Below are 15,542 nucleotides of genomic sequence, written 5' to 3'. Positions count from 1 at the left end.
TCTATGACTTAACTATATTTTCGTTATAATAAAGAAAATATGGCTCATTTAGCAAGCAAAAGTTAGAAGGAATAATCATGACAACAGGAGAATTATTAAAAGACTACCGGATTAGTCAACGTAAAACACAAAAGCAATGGGCTGGTGACGTGATCAGTGCTTCTTTTTATGCGAAAGTTGAAAAAAATCTAAGCCGAATTTCTGCCGATGACTTAATTGAATTACTACATTTCAATCAAATTCCCCTAATCGATTTTTTTAGCAAGTTACGTCCAAAAGATAAATTGATTCATCAACAAGAATTGGAAATAGATCGGCTCATAAATGAAGCTTATTACCAAAATTCTAAAAAAGAATTACAACAAATACGAAATGTAGTTGCAGAAAGTAAATTGCCAACTAAGAATGATAAGCTTTTGTTAATTGATGCTTATATAGCATTAATTAGCAATAATTTAAATGAACTAGATAAAAATACTTTGTCAAAAATGAAAGAAAAAGTTTTTAGTATTACCAATTTTGATATAGATGGATTAAGTTTATACTGTAATTTTATGAGTTTTTATGATTTAGATAGTAATTTATTTATTTCTAAAAGAGCTGTAAAGCAAAATAGTGGTAGTAGTAATATTAAAATTCAAAAGACTGTTTTAAGCATAATTGTTAATATTGCTGTTTTAAGCATTCAAAGTAAGCGACCCGAAGAAACTGGTTTCTTTTTTGAGGTTGCAAATCAAATTAAATCAAAACCAGAAATATTTTTTTATAAAACAGTAATAGCAGCTCTCGAAAATATAGTTGAATATCAAAATACACACGATAAAAACTACCTAGATGATTTAGAAGCAATAATTAAAAATATTAGATTTGCAGGAATGGAAAAATACAGTGAGGAACTAAAAGACTTCGTCAGTCTAAATAAATAAGTAATGTCATATTTGGTTTTCAAGAATCAAATATGACATTTTCTTGTTTTGTCTTAAAGGAAAACGATAATAGTAATACAGGTGTCGTAATTAGCTTGATTTATCAATAAACGTAACTTTTATATATTATTTAAAAGAAGGGAATATTATCAATGAAAGATAAAAAACAATTCAAAAAAATTAAGCGTTTAATGTTTATCATATATTTCTTTTGGCTTATATTGATTATGTTTTTGCTAGGTGAGTTTAAAACTCAAATACTAAATTTTATTCATAGTATAGGTATCTTTAGCAAACTTCCAGATGATCTGATATGTTTCGCATATCTTTTCGTATTTACTTTCCCTGCACCAATGATTTATCAAAAAAGTATTGACCATTTTTCGAAAAAATATCATGCATAAAATAGTTAAAGTGTTATTTTTAGAATAATTTTGTCCACCAGAAAATCTGGTGGTTTTTTTATGGCGTCCTCAGGTCGATCCCATTTCATTCTTTTTAAATTAATACACTTACTTTGCAAAAAATTATCCATCTTTTGTTTTAAGCTCAGGCCAATTTTCACTCATCCACTTGTCTAATTTTTATTTTAATTTGTCTATGTAGTTGTCAAAATCAATCACCACATCATAACGCCTTAGTTCTTCAGGCTCATAATGGTGAATTACCTCAATAAAAGTAAAGTCAGTGTTAAATAAATAATCATGAATCATTTTTGAAGTTGGCTTATCAAGCGATGCATTGACCTCATCCAGCAGCATAACTGGCCGGCCAGCTAAAATGGCACGTGCAAGTTCAATTCGTGACAGCTGTCCACCCGATAGTTGGTCCGCATTATCTCCTAACTGATAGTCAAAACCTTTTTCCTTAATTAGCTGTCCTAGACCAAGATTTTGACAAACCTGTTTAACCTCGTCGCGAGCAAAATTTTCTCCGAGAGTCAGATTAAACCAAAGCGTATCAGCAAAAATCACAGCACTTTGGCTAGAATATGAAAATAACTTTGTAAAATTGCCGGCCGCAGCGGCTTTCTCATTAAGCAGTACTTTCTCAGCTTTACCATAGTCGCCGTACATCAAGTATTGCAGCATCGTTGACTTGCCTGAACCTGAAGGACCAATTACTGCAATCTTTTGACCTTTTTTCACCGTGAGATTGATGTGGTCTGCCAGTTTTTTACCCTGACGTACGAGTGCAAGCTCCTGCACCTTTAGCTCAGCAAAGTTTTTAGGGAGGTTTTCACTATTTTCCTTCTGCTCACTTTTAGCAATATATTGCTTAATTTTCTTAACTATTCCCTTTGTTGTCGATAAGTTATTTCGTTCATTTAAAATCTGTAAAATAGGATTCACAAATGAGTTAGACAGCTGCGTTATTGCAAAAAGAGCTCCTAACGTAATCTGGCCTTTAATTACTAGTCCTGTACCAATTGCAAATGGAAGTAAAAACGTGCCACCAATTGCAATAATATTTAAATAAGTATTGGTATTCTCATTAAGTAAGTTCATTTTGGCCAGTTTTTCTTCTAGCCGTTCAACCACACGCTTATTTTGTTTGACAGCATTATCTTGTTTGCCATATAAGTTAAAAGTACCAGTTCCAGCCAAGGTATTTTTGGTTTGACTTACATACTTGTCACTAGCCGCGGTCCAGTCATCCGAAGCTTTTTGAATCGATTTTTGGAAAAAGCTTGAAGCAATAGTTGGCAAGAGTGATCCTACCAAGTAAATCAAGGTAACAAACCAATTTAAGTAAAGTGCATAGCCCAGTGCCAAAACAACCGTGTAAGTATAAATCAAAATTTGAATTTCAGCCTCATAACGATTGGTTTCAAGCAACTTAAAGTCATTAGTTAAAAAGCCCAGATCACTGCTATCTTCTCGATTATTTAGCAACATTCCTTTTAATACTTTAGTACGCAATTTGACGTTGACTTGCTTAATCGCATCAGTCTTAAGGTAATTAAACATTAAGCCAGAAGCTAACACGATCACCAATGCAACAATGATTTGGCCGATCAGCGATGGTAAGGCAACGAATTGTCTTTTAGCAGCCATATTAGTCAAACTGCCGACAATATACGCCATAATAATGTTTTCAGTACTATAAATCAGGCCAAAAATATTTAACCAAAAGAATCTAAAATGTGAGTAATTGTGGTAAATCATTGCTGTTCTCCGCGATTTTAATATTGTTATTATTTTTATTTAAAGATATTGCTATTATTAAACCTGATAAAAATAAAATTTACAATGCTTTTCGCGTAATTGGTAATGAATTTGAGGATAAGCGGTCTTTTTTGGGCAGTAAAACAGCCTGTCAATATTTTTAGCTATTAGCAATTTTAAATAGCATAAAATTACAAAGCTCTGAAAACCAATTTATTAACGTAAAAGCATCCCATAATGAGCAATTGTAATAGTGGGGCCAAATTAACTTTTCTATATAAAAATTAGTTTCAATATCACTACTCATGAACATGCTTATCAACAGAATATTTAAGCGCAAGTTCCGTCATAAAGATACACTTCCTGCACAATTTTCGTTTAAATATAAAGCAAATAAAAATATTATATTCCACTGTAAGTAAGGCATATTATGTGATATAGTGTTATAAGACTTTTCAAAATTTTGATTAATATTTGGTGGGAGGAACAATTATGCCAGAAGTAAATAGGGAAACAGGAGAAACCAAAGTAGAAATGAATAAATCACGTGATAGAACGTGGTTTAAAAAAGAATTTTCTGCTAGTGCATTGCTTTTTTGGATTAAGGGATCCGTATCTGTTGATTACAGATTTGTAAAAGTAGTTGAACAAAACACTGTTTTGGGCTTAATTCCTGCTGGTTCACATAAGCAAAATATTCCCTTAAAAAATATATCTGATGCTTCAGTTGATACATCATATTCAGTAAAGGACTTTATTTTTGGAATCATTATAGCTTTTATTGGGCTTGCAATGTTTGGTTCTAGCACACTATTTGGCGTTATTTTGTTATTAATTGGTGTCGGTATATTTTTAAATGGGATTATGACAAAATTATCGATTGAAAAAGCTGGTTCTGCTTATGAAATCCAAGTTCTATTTTATGATAAGCAGAGTGCTCTTGATATACAAAAAGCCATTGAAGAAGCTTTATCGACAGATATTGATAAAACTGATCAAAGTTTATATAACAAGAGATTATCCGAAGATGATATGGATAATGTACAATAAAAATTAAGCTAGACGTTAACCAGTTCATTAAATTGAACTGGTTTTTTGTTTTCCTTTTTGCTGTTCCCTTAAATAGCTCGTATCACTTTGGATAATCTCATTATTTTTATTTAATAGATAATCGCCCCCACTCATTCAACCCGTTATCATAAACCGCCTTGTTTGCCTACTAACTCCCTAGTTTAATAATGCGATTAAACATTGCTTCTTCTTGTTCAGAAATTTTATGTGCAACTTCAATTACAGCAACTTTAGGATTATTGAGTAAGGTTTGATGAATTTGTAAGGAAAGTTTGGCATCTAATGCACTAGTTGCTTCATCTGCTAACAGAATTGGCCGCTTGGCAAGCAGCGCACGAGCAATTTCTATTCTTTGAATTTGACCGCCAGATAAGTTACTGCCATTTTGTCCCACAGCATAATTTAGTCCTTTTTCCTTCACCAGTTTAGCCAGGCCAGCTTCTTCGATAGCATCTTCAAGTTGCCGGCCACTGACATCCTTGCCTAAAGTAATGTTGAATTTCAAATCGCGGTCAAAAATAAATGGTTTCTGATTAATGTAGCCAAAGTAATCGTGAGCTTTAGCCCAATTACCGTTAATCGACTCTTGATCAATTTTGATTGTCCCTTTACTTGGAGAAATTTGCCCTACCAATAAACGTAGTAAAGTCGTTTTACCCCAGCCGCTAGGAGCCATCAGCAGTATTTTCTCACCAGACTCAAGCGAAAAATTGACGTTATCAAAAAGCAATTTACTATTTTGCTCATAGGTAAGATTCTCAACGTCCAATTGAGTAAAAGATTGTGCGGTCACATTTTCCGAACTGATTGCTTTAATTGCCAGTGCTTTTTCAACTTTGTCCCACATTGGCTTAGTAGATCGAATTTGATTAATCTGATCAAAAATCATCGTAACAGGATTAATGAAGTCATTAGACAATTGGACAATCATGACTAAAGTACCAGCACCAATTTGCCCATTAAACATCAGAATAGCTCCAACCAAAAATGGAATGATAAAACTGAAAATATCCGCAACAGTTATAATGATGGTTGAAACCGCCCCTTGAGCATAATTCAACGAACGCAAGGCATCTTCCATTTGCTTGGCTTGCTTAACCACATAGGAAACAACTGGAATTTGCACATCATAAAGCATCGCGGTTTTTGAGCCATTAATAGCATCTGATACAGCTTGAGTGTATTCTGCATTTTGTTTTTCCCATTCGGCAGATTTTTCCTGAATACTCTTAATGAAAAATTTTTGGATAAAGCCAGGAATAGCCGTTGCGATGACGAAAATTAAAGTTAGAACCCAAGAATTAAGTAAGCCAACAATAATTGAAATCGCGAAAGCAAGCGCCTCAGAAATAATCATTAATTCATTAGTGATCTTCAAGGTTTCGATTTGCTTTAAATCATTGGTCATTAAGCTCAAACCATCTTTTTGCGAATCGGATTGCTGCTGAATGATGTAGCTAATGGTTTTGTCCTTAAGCTCAACATTGATGTCACGCACAATATCACAGCGAAGGTAGCGATAAGCGAAATTAGTAAACATAATTACAATTAAGATCCCGGCTCCAATAAGAGCAATTAAAACTAACTGCTTAAGCGTCCCATGATGATATTGCGCACTATTCAACATAATTTTGGTAATATAAGCAATAACAACATTGCCACAAGCACTAATTGTTGCTAGCAGAACATACAGTACCAATTTCCCTTTATTTGCGATTTTTAACGACATAATTTTTTCCTCTTGATTTAAGTTGATCATATTAAATCACCAATATCTCAGTTGTATTTGCGATTTTTTCATATATGATAAATTTAGTCAGATTTTATAAAAGAAAGATGTTCATGATGAATTTTAAAGAACTAAGAAAAGCTCAACATATTACTCTAACTGATCTATCTAAAGGAATATGTTCTGTTCCAATGTTATCTCGCTGGGAAAACGGCCAAGGGAATATGGACCTTCATAAAGCGATTAAATTATTTGAACGAATTAATGTCACCACTTCGGAATATATCGCTTTAAACAAGCTGGATATGCCTGACAATGAAGCACAAGAATTAGAATCCGCATGGCATAGCCAAAATGAGCAGGAATTAAAAATCATCGCCCAAAAAAGTCTCACTAAGTTTCACCAAGACAATAAATTAATTAGTCTTGATTATGCCGCTCTTTCCTGCGCATTATATCAGCGCATCAGCAAAATTAATATTTTTCCAGTGGCTGATCAAAATAAACTGAATAAGCAACTTTCTAAACTTGCAATCTGGTCGCAAGAAAATTTGTCGTTATTCCAAAATGTTACAAACATTCTTAGTCCATCAATTATCTTTCAGATTAGTTCGCAGGTTATTGCCAATTTTGATTTCATCAATAAAGCCGGGAAAAACACTTTACACTTTGCAATTACTACTTTGTTTGAAGCAATTATTAGTTTATTAAAAGCTTCCGAGTTTAAATACGCTCAAAGTATTTTGAATAAGATTAACCTTGTTATATTGCCAGAAAATGAAATGCAACTAATCATGGGCAGATATTTTTTAAACTCTCTTATGACTTATTTAGAAAATCAAAATGACCAAGAAATCTTACAAATCATCACCTTGCTAACAAAACTAAATATGAAACACATGGCGTCTTATTTTTTAGAAATTTTCAATTCACTGAAAGCAAATTTGAGAGCCTAAGGCCTATTTACTGTTTTGAATAATAAAATCTAAAGTAAAAGACATCTTCTTATTTGTGAACTCGACTGATCGTTACGCAAAAAATAAGCTTAACTTATCTCTGTAAAACATTGATAAATTAAGCTTAATTATTTCAAATCAACTTCTATAGTGCGAATATAAGCTTCGTATGAACTTTATTGCTATATCCAGTCACTGACGTCGAAACAGCGTGGCAATAATATGATTACTTTTCAAGATACTTTTGATAAAGATAAGTTTCTTTTGTAGTAATATCTACAGTCAAAATATCAGAAATACTAATAGGAGCATCTTCAGCTTCTTGCTCTATTCCAAAAATCATTCCGATACCTTTTTCGATCCAAAGACACTTCTTTTTCATTAAGTGAAATAATTTTTCCAGTTGGACAAATTTCGCTTTCAGCCTGCGATATTGTTATTACAAGATCTTTTTTGTAGCAATATTGCAGAATGCTATCAATGCTATTTTTTGGAACTTTTTCATAGACGGCACTTAAGTTCAACACGTCAAAAGCTTTTCGCTCTTTTAAATAGTTAATGTAAAAATCAAATACTGCAGTATAATCGTTATCACGTTCTATTTTAAGAATAGCGTCTTTTTTATATAAAATGTAGCCGTCTAGCCCACCATATTCATCAATCGACTCAAAAATATAGTAGCTATCTATATCATTGACCATATATCCCAACAAAAATTCATCAGATTCACCATCCACAGAATAAACTTTTAATAAAACATCTTTATTTAAATACGTATTCCAATCATTTTTATTAATTTTCATCTTATTACCCTTATTTATACTTTTTTCGACTGATAAACTCAAAATCTCACGAATAATGTAGTATTCAAATATAAAATAGCCAGTTTTTAGATTGGCGAATGATGTTACAAAACTAAACTTGCTACTCTCAAATTTTCAAATGATATTATTTCACTCTGCGATAAACATCGCCTACTTCAAGCTTAGGCAGTGCTACCATTTTACTGGTTTTCTTTCCCCGCTTGTGCTGAGTTATTCTCAAGTCATTATAATTATTAAATTTATTATTATCCAAAGAGATATTATCTTTCTGTATGTCAGTTATTGTTGTGTAGATAGGTTGGCCCTTTTCCCAGATTTTAATAATATTTCCTGGGGTAGTATAAAAGTCGATGTAAACCGAATCTTTGTTTCTTTTAACAATATTTAAAGTAGGCCCACTTGTGGCATATTTTTTTGCAGAAATAGTCTTAAGTAATTGATTACCGCCATAAATCTTAAAAGTTTTATAACCTTTAAACGGTATTGTTGTTTTAAAATGTTTATCAGCTTTCTTAAGTTTAAATTCTTTGACTATCTTTCCATCATACTTAATAACTAAATCTCGGAATCCCGATGCCGTTCCGCTAAAAGTAATCTTATGTGTTTTGCCTGAATAACTAGTGTGAAAATTGGTTACACCACAAACGGGAGTACGAAAAACGTGCTTTTCATAAATTGGTTTATTCTTAGCAACTACTACTGAAGAAATTCCCCCAAGTGATAATAAGGTTGCTGTTAATATTCCAATATTTAATTTTATAAATTTTCTCTTATTCATAATCTCTTACCTTACTTTATTAATTAACTTTATTTTTATGTTGTGAGTCTATCTTTATATGAAAAACAGTTTTTACAAGTTTCTTATTAATTATTATATATTACTATATTAGTATATAAAATAAGCTTATAGAAATCAATAACAAATTTATTCAACGTTCCAAACTGGTATTATTTCATATCAGCTCTGACATTTCTGCAGTCCTAACTTAACATAAAGCGTTCAAAAGCAACAAAATAGTCTGTTATTTAAAGCTTTTTAAACTTGAATAACAGACTTAAAAATCAAAAGCTTGTTAATTTATGCGATTAGAGTCATACGGCCTTATTGCTAAAACAATTTTTATTGATTTATTTCTATCATTTGTCAATTGAGATGCTGTTATCCTTTGATCTGTTTAGCTCTACACCTTTACTAGTTTTCTTTCCAATAGTATGCCTGGTAACAGTAATCTTAGAATTATCTTCAAACAAAGCATTTGGCACTGTTATTGTTGTACCAAATTTATCCGTTATACGCTTGCGTTTAACTGCCTTGCCATTTTTCCAAATCGTTACAATATCACCCTTTTTGCCTGACAATTCTATTTTTAAATGTTCATTTGTTTGGTAATACGAATTAATTCTTGGCCTTTTAGTTGCATATTGCGCAGCAGAGACTTTTTTTAGTACGTGACCATTGTCATCGCAAATTTTAAAAGACTTATAACCTTTAAATGGTATTGTTGCTTTAAAATGTTTGTCAGCTTTCTTAAGTTTAAGTTCTTTGACTATCTTTCCATCATACTTAATAACTAAATCTCGGAATCCCGATGCCGTTCCGCTAAAGGTAATCTTATGTGTTTTGCCTGAATAACTAGTGTGAAAATTGGTTACACCACAAACGGGAGTACGAAAAACGTGCTTTTCATAAATTGGTTTATTCTTAGCAACTACTACTGAAGAAATTCCCCCAAGTAATAATAAGGTTGCTGTTAATATTCCAATATTTAATTTTATAAATTTTCTCTTATTCATAATCTCTTACCTTACTTTATTAATTAACTTTATTTTTATGTTGTAAGTCTACATTTATACGAAAAACTTCCATTACTATTTTAGACTTCGTACTTCTAATAGCTGAAGCACGATCAACATCTTTTGAATATATTCTTTTCATTCCTTTAATATCTACTTTTTGGATAGGATATTTTCTATTTGTCGAATTCATAACGGATTTCTTAGCTTTGTTATTATGACCTAACCCTAATGCATGGCCTAATTCATGTTCTGCAACATTAGTAGCTTCTTTTTTTGTATAATTGTATTTTTTTAATGCATCCTTATTTAAAACGACATACGCTTTAGTTGTAATATTAGTTGCTACATCACGGTATCTAATACATATACCCGTTGTATTCATATCTAGTAAAGAACGTTTATCTTTCTCAAATTTAGGATTGCTATTATGCGTTTTAATCGTTGATGCCTGTAAATGAGTTTTTGAACTACTAGATTGATGCCATTTAAATCCAGTCTTTTTCCAAGCAGTTATTGCGTTTTTCCAAACTGATTTATAATATTTCGGTTGTTTATCTATTACATATGTTGCACTTGCCGAGGAATATCTACCACCATTTGCTGGAGTTATGTAGCTCTTTGCTAATACTGGAGTTACAGACAACACACCAATAGTAAATACTGATGCAATATATGCTAATAAATATTTTTCATAAGATTTCCTTTACCCTACTTTCTTTTCCATTATATAACAGTTGTAATTATATAAAATTAATATTTTAAAGTCAAAAGTGAATTTATTTATATGTTAATTTAAATAAATAGAAAAATAAAACTCTTATCTTTCATTTATGATTCATTTCTCTATATAAATATTGATGTGCCATACTCAGGATAGATAAGCTGTCCTTCCAACTTTCACAATGCTTAATTTATTTTTGTCTGAGATACTGCTGGTAAAGATAAGTCTTTTGCGTCACTAAATCAAAACCGCAAATATTATTTAGTTTGATGGTTACTATTTTTTCATCATTATTCACGTCGTAATCTTTGCAGTATTCTTCTTGATCTAAGACTAATTCTTGCCGATTAAATGATTTGATCGTCCCAGTCAACAAACAGTCGCAATAAAAATCATCAATCGTCACCACTAGGTTATGATCATAACAATATCTAACAATACTATTAATACTGCCAGTTGGAATTTTATTATAAAGATTTTCAAGATCTAAGTTATCAAAATGATTATCATTTTGTAGTAAATTAATATAATTATTAAATACCTTCGTATAATTATCAGCTGTTTTAATTTTTTCAATGCCGTATTTTCTATATAAAACATAGCCGTCAAGATCACCATATTCAGTAATTGTTTTAAAAATATAAAACTTACCTATTTTGGCAATCATGTAACCCAAAGAAAAAAAGCTAGAATTTCGGCTTTTCAAATAAATTTCTAACAAAACATTTTTGTGTAAACATGAATCCCAATCTTTTCTTTTTAATTTCACTGCATGAACCTCTTATTTTTTCGCTCAAGATATCGCTGATACAAATATGTCTCTTTTGTAATTATTTTTATGGACAAAATATTGTCAATTTTAATTGCTTTATTTCTTACTTTTGCCAAATTCTCTGATTCTTCCAAGTCTTCAGTATATGTTCTTTGATCTAATACTATTTCTTGATTAGTAACAGAAATAACTTTTCCAGTTTCATAGTATTCACCATCCACCTGCGTTATTGTTATTACCATGCCATGATCAAAACAATACTGCAAAATACCGTTAATACTATCCTTAGGTACCTTATCGTAAGCAGTTTTTAAATCCAAATTGTCAAAACAATCTTTTTCTTTCAAATAATTAATATAAAAAGTAAACATTTTACAATAATTAGTATCTTTTTTTATCTTATTGATTGAATCTTTTTGATATAATTCATAGCCATCAAGATAGCCAGTTTCATCGATCGTTTTAAAAATATAATATTTATCAATGTTTGCAATCATATAACCTAAAGAAAAAGTATTAGGATACTTATCATTACAAAAAATTTCCAATAGAGTTTCTTTATTCAAGTATGAATTCCAGTTTGCTTTATCAATTATCACTTTTAGGTCCCTTATTTATTATTATGCCACCCTTTTTTGGCTTAACTTAATGAAACATATTGTAGTATTCTTTATCTTCTTTTTATCGCAGAAAAATCAAAAAATAAAATATGTATTGTTCACATACTTTATTTAACCTTGATTCAGTTTACTATAGCTTTCATGATGTCCTCTTTCAAGCAATTTTCTTACGCTTAAGTGTGCAATCTCAATCATGCCGATTAGAAAGACAAGGGTTCCAGTCATTATTACTTTAAATATTAATATTTATAACCTGCGCTCTATTCACATAGTTCAGACAAAGTAAAAATATAGCAATTGGTCTAATTGTGAAATTAATAGGTAACAAAAAGGGAAGACTGATTTAACAGTCTTCTCTTTTGCTATACAACTTTAAATTCACAAAAAATTATTTGCTGCAGTTTTTAGCCTAGTAGCACTGGGTTTCGTAGCAACTTCGCTTAATACACGTTACATAAGTTGCTTTGGTATAAATTATTGACAGGTAAATGTAATAAATCTGTTTCTAGCTATGCTTCATTAATAGCTACATTTTTATTGGTAGAATAGACTACCCCAACTATTGTTGCTAAAATAATTAAACAAGTTACACATAATAGTGTTAATGCGATAGTAATACCGAACGAAGCAGTAATTGTAGTAAAAATAGTTGTCATAACTGGCGCGGTTACTACTAAAATCGTGTTAAGCATTCCCATAGTTGATGACAAAATGTTTTGGTCGACTGCTTCAACAAGCCACTGTGTTAATTTAGGGCTAGCCGTACCAATAAATATTGCAAGGCTTGCCATGATTGGCAGAAAAATGAAAATATTTTTAATAAGCATTGTACCAATAACTGCGATACTTAAAGCCGTTGAAATAATTGCGATAGTGAATAATGACATCTTCTTGAATAATTTTGTGCCTACAATACTACCAAGTGCCATACCAGCAGTCATTACACCTCCTATTAGGGCAATCGTAAAACTGTATGTTCCAATGACCATAGAAGACTTATTACCGGCGATTACGATTGAAATTAAAGGTTCAATTGTTCCTAAAACTCCATTTAATAAAGCAATTACTAGAACGACTGATAACAACCCCTTTGCCTTTTTTACTTGTTTAAATGATAAAGCAATTGTTTTAAAGAACCCCTCTTCATTAACTGAAGTAGTTCCTTCTTGAGGATGGGTCTTGTAATAATTACGGCCGACACTGGCAAAAAGGACACCTGCCGCTAAAAATGTTAAGGCATTGAAGATTGCCAGACTGGAATAAGACATGAAAAGTAATAAACCAGAACCAATGAATTGTGCAATCATATTGATAATACCGTTGATCCCACTAACAAATCCTTCAGCTTCGGCAACTTCATCATCTCCAACAATGTTAACAACTAGAGGCATTTGAAGGCCGCCAGAGTATGAGCCAGCAATATCCGATACTAGGTTAATGCCAATAACAGTTAAAACTAGGTTCCAGCCAGCAAATCCACTAGCGAAAAGTAATCCGACGATTAGATAAAGTCCAAAGCGTATAGCGGCTAACCAAACCATTAGCTTGAATTTGTTTTTTGTACGATCAGCTAAATATCCACTAAAAACTTGAAAAATTTGAGGTACTGATTCTGAAATTGAAATCAATGAAATAGCCAAGGCGTAATTTCTTAATTTACTTGCATAAGTAATAAGTGCTAAGTAAAACAAAATATTGCCTGCACCAGATAAGAAACTGGCGATTGTAAATTTTCTATAATCCTTGTTCTTTATAAAAATGTCCATAATTTGATAACTCCTAAATTAAATATTTTATATCTTAAGTTATAACGTGGTTATAATAAGGAATAGCAAAAATGTCGTATTTGAATGTTAAACGCCAAATCTGAATGAAAATAAGGGAGATCACTAATGACAATAGGACAATTGCTAAAGCAATATCGAATTGAGAGCTTGAAAACTCAAAAAGAATGGGCTGGTAATACGATTAGCACATCATATTATTCAAAAGTTGAAAAAGATCAGCACAGAATTACAGCCGAGGATCTAATTGCATTATTGCATGCTAATAACATTAAGTTGTGGGAATTTTTTGGCAAACTCAGTCAAGAAGATAAAGTAAAATATGATGAAAATAGCGATATCGGCGAAGCAATTAATGAAGCGTTTTATCATAATGATAAGGAACAGCTTAAGGATATTAAAAATGTCATTGCAAATAGCGAAATAGTTGATAAGGAAGATCAGTTGCTATTTATAGATGCACTGATAGCATTAGTTGGTAATCACGTAGAAGATCTTGATGAAAAAGAACGAATTAAGTTGAAAGAAAAGATTTTTAATATTTCTAATTTTGACGAAAATAAATTAGATTTGTATTGTAACTTGATGCCATTTTATGATCTTGATAGCAACTTATTAATAAGTCGGCGAGTAATCACGCAATTTTGCCATTCTGGGAGTTCGAATGTTCAAGAAACAATATTAGGAATAGAGATAAACATGTTAATTATGTGTATTCAGAAAAGTAGATATAAAGAAACAGAATTCTTTATTCGGTCAGCTGATCAAATTAGTACTAAACCGAACTTGTTTTTTTATAAAAACTGCATTTTTATACTTAAAAATATAGTGAATTATCACTATGAAAGAAAGGATGAGTATTTAACTAAAGCTCGAATGGCAATTGATCACATTAGTTCGTTAGGCATGCCGGAGTACAGCAAAGACATGAAAGACATTCTAGATAAGTATGGGAAAAATTAAAAAAGTCGTATTTGATATTGATGTGAACCCCAAGATTAGGACAATTTAATAAATTTTAACTAAGGACTAAAGCCCGATATTCAATCGGACTTAGTCTCTTTAGTTTTACTTTGATTCTTTGCTTATTATAGTAACTGATACATTTTGATCATTATTCTGCTACTTTTTGTACAGTCCTTTTAAAGCTTTAATAATAAAACTGTATGGTTTCCTTTGCGGTCACTAAACTTAATTATTTGGATATTAGCGCTAATACAAATATACAAATAATCAGCAGCACATCAGAAACATGAATTTTTTCCTTTAATGCAAAGCTACCAAAAATAACACTATATAAATTGGTCATGTTGAGAAAAATCCACGCAATTCCCGAATTAGGTGATGAAGTTGCTAACGTATACGTCGCTTGTGCTAGTATTGTCAAAACTGCACGGGCACCATAAATCCAAAAGATCTGTTTGTTAATTTTTACACCCTTAATTCGCAAACCATGATGCTTAACCCAAAAAGTAATAATTGTAATGATACAACGAATATAAATCGTAGCAATCGTGAAATATACCAGATCAACCAGCCTTATAACACCTTTAGTTAATAGTGGCGATAGTGCTGCTTGTACAATCAACAGGGGACCAATAACCATAAATGTTTTTAACAAAGTGGTCACATTCATCTGACTGTGTCTTTGCTTAAAAATAATGTAACAAACTACAATGATCGTTGATATAATTGAGATCAAATATGATGACTTGTTAAAATAACCCATGGTTAAACAGATAGCTAAGGGAATGAACAAGTCTGTTAGTTTGCTTAAGACAATTGATTGCATTATCGTTACTTTTTTAAAAACATAACTGTACCCATACGCAACTAGCTGTGCTAGCAAACCATAAATAATAATTTTGCTAACGTAGTTTCCCGTTATTTTAGGCGTGGGAAACTTAGTTAATAAGCCTATTAAAAATATGGTTATTAATGCAGTACTACAAAGATTATTCAAAAAATTCACATTAATTGAGCTTTGATGGCGGTATCCCATCTGATAGCGATCAATTACTGAGATTATTCCTCTGGATAAAGATGACACTATTGCAAATATAATTAATAAAAAGTTACTTATTACCATGTTAATATTATACCAACTTATCACTTGAAATTAATTGTTCCCAATTTAGATATTTATTATAATCCGCACGTTCAGGTTTTCTAAA

At 31.4% G+C, this 15,542-nt stretch carries 16 protein-coding genes; 5 read left to right on the top strand and 11 right to left on the bottom strand.

Annotated elements, in window-relative coordinates:
- Positions 1-77: 77 nt before the first annotated feature.
- Both J3U54_RS03025 and J3U54_RS03020 read left to right on the top strand, forming a co-directional pair.
- The gene (locus J3U54_RS03025; RefSeq protein ID WP_267385011.1) at positions 78-926 is read left to right on the top strand and encodes an Rgg/GadR/MutR family transcriptional regulator; all 849 of its coding nucleotides are present in this window, start codon (positions 78-80) and stop codon (positions 924-926) included.
- Between the two features lie 152 nt (positions 927-1,078).
- Positions 1,079-1,330 (top strand): hypothetical protein, encoded by a 252-nt coding sequence (locus J3U54_RS03020; protein ID WP_267385010.1) that lies wholly within the window; start codon positions 1,079-1,081, stop codon positions 1,328-1,330.
- Between the two features lie 180 nt (positions 1,331-1,510).
- On the opposite strand, the gene J3U54_RS03015 is transcribed toward J3U54_RS03020, so the two are convergent.
- Positions 1,511-3,094 carry an ATP-binding cassette domain-containing protein gene (locus J3U54_RS03015; RefSeq protein ID WP_267385009.1) on the bottom strand — a complete coding sequence of 528 codons (1,584 nt, stop codon included), beginning with the start codon at positions 3,092-3,094 and terminating at the stop codon, positions 1,511-1,513.
- A gap of 492 nt (positions 3,095-3,586) precedes the next feature.
- Here J3U54_RS03015 and J3U54_RS03010 point away from each other — a divergent pair, with 492 nt between their 5' ends.
- Entirely contained in the window at positions 3,587-4,144 is a 558-nt protein-coding gene (locus J3U54_RS03010) for a hypothetical protein (protein ID WP_267385007.1), read from the top strand.
- 169 nt (positions 4,145-4,313) lie between these two features.
- Here J3U54_RS03010 and J3U54_RS03005 read toward each other — a convergent pair whose 3' ends face one another.
- On the bottom strand, positions 4,314-5,894 hold the full coding sequence (locus J3U54_RS03005) for an ATP-binding cassette domain-containing protein (protein WP_267385006.1): 1,581 nt from the start codon (positions 5,892-5,894) through the stop codon (positions 4,314-4,316).
- A gap of 113 nt (positions 5,895-6,007) precedes the next feature.
- Between J3U54_RS03005 and J3U54_RS03000 the strand changes: the two genes are divergently transcribed.
- Complete coding sequence (locus J3U54_RS03000; protein ID WP_267385005.1) at positions 6,008-6,850, top strand: Rgg/GadR/MutR family transcriptional regulator; 843 nt, start codon at positions 6,008-6,010, stop codon at positions 6,848-6,850.
- Between the two features lie 314 nt (positions 6,851-7,164).
- Here J3U54_RS03000 and J3U54_RS02995 read toward each other — a convergent pair whose 3' ends face one another.
- The 7 genes from J3U54_RS02995 to J3U54_RS02965 form a co-directional block, all read right to left on the bottom strand.
- On the bottom strand, positions 7,165-7,653 hold the full coding sequence (locus tag J3U54_RS02995; RefSeq protein ID WP_267385004.1) for a hypothetical protein: 489 nt from the start codon (positions 7,651-7,653) through the stop codon (positions 7,165-7,167).
- Between the two features lie 145 nt (positions 7,654-7,798).
- A complete protein-coding gene (locus J3U54_RS02990; protein ID WP_267385003.1) occupies positions 7,799-8,452 on the bottom strand; it encodes a hypothetical protein in 654 nt (217 codons plus the stop codon).
- A gap of 359 nt (positions 8,453-8,811) precedes the next feature.
- The gene (locus tag J3U54_RS02985; protein WP_267385002.1) at positions 8,812-9,468 is read right to left on the bottom strand and encodes a hypothetical protein; all 657 of its coding nucleotides are present in this window, start codon (positions 9,466-9,468) and stop codon (positions 8,812-8,814) included.
- A gap of 19 nt (positions 9,469-9,487) precedes the next feature.
- Entirely contained in the window at positions 9,488-10,114 is a 627-nt protein-coding gene (locus J3U54_RS02980) for a matrixin family metalloprotease (protein ID WP_267385001.1), read from the bottom strand.
- A 268-nt stretch (positions 10,115-10,382) separates the two neighbouring features.
- Entirely contained in the window at positions 10,383-10,961 is a 579-nt protein-coding gene (locus tag J3U54_RS02975) for a hypothetical protein (protein ID WP_267385000.1), read from the bottom strand.
- The gene (locus J3U54_RS02970) at positions 10,958-11,563 is read right to left on the bottom strand and encodes a hypothetical protein (protein ID WP_103752657.1); all 606 of its coding nucleotides are present in this window, start codon (positions 11,561-11,563) and stop codon (positions 10,958-10,960) included. Before J3U54_RS02970 ends, J3U54_RS02975 begins: the two co-directional genes overlap by 4 nt.
- 530 nt (positions 11,564-12,093) lie before the next feature.
- Positions 12,094-13,350, bottom strand: a complete 1,257-nt coding sequence (locus J3U54_RS02965) for an MFS transporter (protein ID WP_267384998.1) — start codon at positions 13,348-13,350, stop codon at positions 12,094-12,096.
- Between the two features lie 126 nt (positions 13,351-13,476).
- Between J3U54_RS02965 and J3U54_RS02960 the strand changes: the two genes are divergently transcribed.
- The gene (locus J3U54_RS02960) at positions 13,477-14,331 is read left to right on the top strand and encodes a helix-turn-helix domain-containing protein (RefSeq protein WP_267384997.1); all 855 of its coding nucleotides are present in this window, start codon (positions 13,477-13,479) and stop codon (positions 14,329-14,331) included.
- A gap of 55 nt (positions 14,332-14,386) precedes the next feature.
- Here the strand turns inward: J3U54_RS02960 and J3U54_RS09130 are convergent, their stop codons facing one another.
- Together J3U54_RS09130 and J3U54_RS02955 are read right to left on the bottom strand one after the other, a co-directional pair.
- Positions 14,387-14,470: an IS3 family transposase gene (locus tag J3U54_RS09130; protein ID WP_416381971.1), complete on the bottom strand. Its 84-nt coding sequence runs from the start codon at positions 14,468-14,470 to the stop codon at positions 14,387-14,389.
- 93 nt (positions 14,471-14,563) lie between these two features.
- The gene (locus tag J3U54_RS02955; RefSeq protein ID WP_127326214.1) at positions 14,564-15,160 is read right to left on the bottom strand and encodes a hypothetical protein; all 597 of its coding nucleotides are present in this window, start codon (positions 15,158-15,160) and stop codon (positions 14,564-14,566) included.
- Between the last annotated feature and the right edge of the window lie 382 nt (positions 15,161-15,542).

Source organism: Lactobacillus sp. B4007 (assembly GCF_026535895.1).
GTDB lineage: Bacteria > Bacillota > Bacilli > Lactobacillales > Lactobacillaceae > Lactobacillus > Lactobacillus panisapium.
The sequence above is the reverse complement of the archived record's forward strand: the minus strand, read 5'-3'. Positions and strand labels throughout refer to the sequence as shown.

Excerpts from the sequence above, each read along its gene's own strand:
- J3U54_RS03025 (WP_267385011.1), top strand. The coding sequence starts at position 78 with ATGACAACAGGAGAATTATTAAAAGACTACCGGATTAGTCAACGTAAA.
- J3U54_RS03020 (WP_267385010.1), top strand. The coding sequence starts at position 1,079 with ATGAAAGATAAAAAACAATTCAAAAAAATTAAGCGTTTAATGTTTATC.
- J3U54_RS03015 (WP_267385009.1), bottom strand. The coding sequence starts at position 3,094 with ATGATTTACCACAATTACTCACATTTTAGATTCTTTTGGTTAAATATT.
- J3U54_RS03010 (WP_267385007.1), top strand. The coding sequence starts at position 3,587 with ATGCCAGAAGTAAATAGGGAAACAGGAGAAACCAAAGTAGAAATGAAT.
- J3U54_RS03005 (WP_267385006.1), bottom strand. The coding sequence starts at position 5,894 with ATGTCGTTAAAAATCGCAAATAAAGGGAAATTGGTACTGTATGTTCTG.
- J3U54_RS03000 (WP_267385005.1), top strand. The coding sequence starts at position 6,008 with ATGATGAATTTTAAAGAACTAAGAAAAGCTCAACATATTACTCTAACT.
- J3U54_RS02995 (WP_267385004.1), bottom strand. The coding sequence starts at position 7,653 with ATGAAAATTAATAAAAATGATTGGAATACGTATTTAAATAAAGATGTT.
- J3U54_RS02990 (WP_267385003.1), bottom strand. The coding sequence starts at position 8,452 with ATGAATAAGAGAAAATTTATAAAATTAAATATTGGAATATTAACAGCA.
- J3U54_RS02985 (WP_267385002.1), bottom strand. The coding sequence starts at position 9,468 with ATGAATAAGAGAAAATTTATAAAATTAAATATTGGAATATTAACAGCA.
- J3U54_RS02965 (WP_267384998.1), bottom strand. The coding sequence starts at position 13,350 with ATGGACATTTTTATAAAGAACAAGGATTATAGAAAATTTACAATCGCC.
- J3U54_RS02960 (WP_267384997.1), top strand. The coding sequence starts at position 13,477 with ATGACAATAGGACAATTGCTAAAGCAATATCGAATTGAGAGCTTGAAA.
- J3U54_RS02955 (WP_127326214.1), bottom strand. The coding sequence starts at position 15,160 with ATGCAATCAATTGTCTTAAGCAAACTAACAGACTTGTTCATTCCCTTA.